Raw genomic sequence first — 2,398 nt, 5'->3', positions numbered from 1 at the left:
TCACAGCATGGACCCGGAGCCTGAAGAGAAGGCCACCGTCAGCAACACCGTGACCATCGGCTTTGCCGCCGCCATCGGCCAGATCCTGATGCTCGACCTGGTGTTCTCCATCGACAGCATCATCACCGCCGTGGGCATGACCGAGCACTTGCCGATCATGATCATTGCCGTGGTGGTCTCGGTGATCGTGATGCTGGTGGCCGCTGAACCGTTGGCCAAGTTCATCAACGACAACCCGACCGTGGTGATGCTGGCCCTAGGCTTCTTGATCATGATCGGCATGACGCTGATTGCCGAAGGCTTCGGCGCCCACGTGCCAAAAGGCTACGTGTATGCGGCCATGGCGTTCTCGGCGGCGATCGAATGCTTGAACATCGCCCGGCGTAACCGGCACGCACGTTTGCTCGCTGCGCGCCAGTAACCGCTGAACAAACAGGCCGGCTGTGCTCACAAGAGCCCAGCCGGCCTTTTGCTGTCTGCTAGAATCGGCCCACTTGATAGCTTGAGGTCCCCCATGAACGAGCCGATTCGCCTTACCCAGTACAGCCACGGTGCGGGTTGCGGTTGCAAGATTTCGCCCCAGGTGCTGGAAGTGATCCTTGCGGGCAGCGGTGCACAGAACCTCGACCCCAACCTGTGGGTGGGCAATGCCTCCCGCGACGATGCGGCGGTGTACGCCATCGACGACGAGCGCGGCGTGGTGTCCACCACGGACTTTTTCATGCCGATTGTCGACGACCCGTTCGACTTCGGCCGCATTGCCGCCACCAATGCCATCAGCGACATCTACGCCATGGGCGGCGACCCCCTGATGGCCATCGCCATTCTCGGTTGGCCGGTCAACGTGCTGGCGCCCGAGATTGCCCGCGAAGTGATTCGCGGCGGTCGGGCCGTGTGCGACGCGGCTGGCATCCCGCTTGCGGGCGGGCATTCCATTGACGCGCCGGAGCCGATCTTTGGCTTGGCCGTTACCGGGGTCGTGCAAAAGCGCCACATGAAGCGCAACGACACTGCCACTGCCGGCTGCAAGTTGTACCTGACCAAGCCTTTGGGCATCGGCATCCTCACCACCGCCGAGAAGAAGGGCAAACTGCGCGAGGCGGATATCGGCCTGGCGCGTGACTGGATGTGCACCCTCAACAAGCCGGGCAGCCGTTTCGGCAAGTTGGCCGGTGTGACGGCCATGACCGATGTCACCGGTTTCGGCCTGCTCGGCCACCTGGTGGAAATGGCCGACGGCAGTGGCCTGACCGCCCGCATCCACTATGCAAAAGTCCCACGCTTGCCGGGGGTTGAGTATTACCTGGACCAGGGCTGTGTGCCGGGTGGCACCTTGCGCAACTTTGAAAGCTACGCCAGCAAACTGGGGCGTGTGCAGGAGCTGCACAAGCGCGTGCTGTGCGACCCGCAAACCAGCGGTGGCCTGCTGATCGCCGTTACCCCGCAAGGTGATGCCGAGTTCCACGCCGTGGCCGCCGAGCTGGGCCTGGCCCTTGAGCCTATCGGTGAACTGCTGGAGCGACAGACCAACGCGGTTGAGGTGATTTGATGGCGACGGACATCACCGATTACCGCGATATCTTCCTCAACGACCGGCCGATGATGGATACCCGCGCGCCGGTCGAATTCGCCAAGGGCGCGTTCCCCGGGGTGATTAACCTGCCGCTGATGACCGACGATGAGCGCCAGCGGGTCGGCACCTGTTACAAGCAGCAAGGCCAGCAAGCGGCAATCGTGCTGGGGCATGAACTGGTGTCGGGTGCAATCAAGGCCGAGCGCATCGAACAATGGGCGCAGTTTGCCCAGGCTAACCCCAATGGCTACCTGTACTGCTTTCGGGGCGGCCTGCGTTCACAGATCGTGCAGCAATGGTTGAAAACCGAAGCGGGCATCGAATACCCCCGCGTCGGCGGTGGCTACAAGGCCATGCGCACCTTCCTGCTGGAAACCCTGGAGCAGGCGACCGCCCAGTGTGATTTCGTACTGCTGGGCGGCATGACCGGCACCGGCAAGACCGAAGTGCTCGGCCAACTGCGCAATGCCCTGGACCTGGAAGGCCACGCCAACCATCGGGGCTCCAGCTTCGGCAAGCGTGCTACGGCGCAACCCTCCAATATCGACTTCGAAAACCGCCTGGCCGTGGATTTGTTGAAGAAGCGCGCAGGCGGTATCGAGCAGTTTGTGGTCGAGGACGAGAGCCGTATGATCGGCAGTTGTGCGCTGCCATTGCCATTGCACAAGGGGATGCAGACGTTTCCGATGGTGTGGCTGGAGGACAGCGTCGAAGGTCGCGTCGAGCGCATCCTGAAGGATTACGTCGTCGATCTGTGCGCCGAGTTCATTGACGTATGGGGTGACGCTGGGCAGGGGTTGTTCGCCGAACGCCTGACTCAGAGCC

General features: G+C 62.4%; 3 protein-coding genes. All 3 read left to right on the top strand.

The window, feature by feature from the left end:
- Positions 1 to 421, top strand: a 421-nt coding sequence (locus tag GIW04_RS29845; protein ID WP_442962824.1) for a TerC family protein, incomplete at its 5' end; no start/stop codon positions are given.
- A gap of 93 nt (positions 422 to 514) precedes the next feature.
- Positions 515 to 1,549, top strand: coding sequence for a selenide, water dikinase SelD (gene selD, locus GIW04_RS29840; RefSeq protein WP_120249138.1), 1,035 nt, complete (start codon positions 515 to 517; stop codon positions 1,547 to 1,549).
- A partial coding sequence (mnmH, locus tag GIW04_RS29835; protein ID WP_236479543.1) for a tRNA 2-selenouridine(34) synthase MnmH occupies positions 1,549 to 2,398 on the top strand: 850 nt, incomplete at its 3' end. The genes selD and mnmH, both read left to right, overlap by 1 nt.

Source organism: Pseudomonas sp. PA-4-8C (genome assembly GCF_021606625.1).
Lineage (GTDB): Bacteria > Pseudomonadota > Gammaproteobacteria > Pseudomonadales > Pseudomonadaceae > Aquipseudomonas > Aquipseudomonas lactis.
Note: the sequence above shows the minus strand (reverse complement) of the source record. Positions and strands in the feature narration are given on the sequence as shown.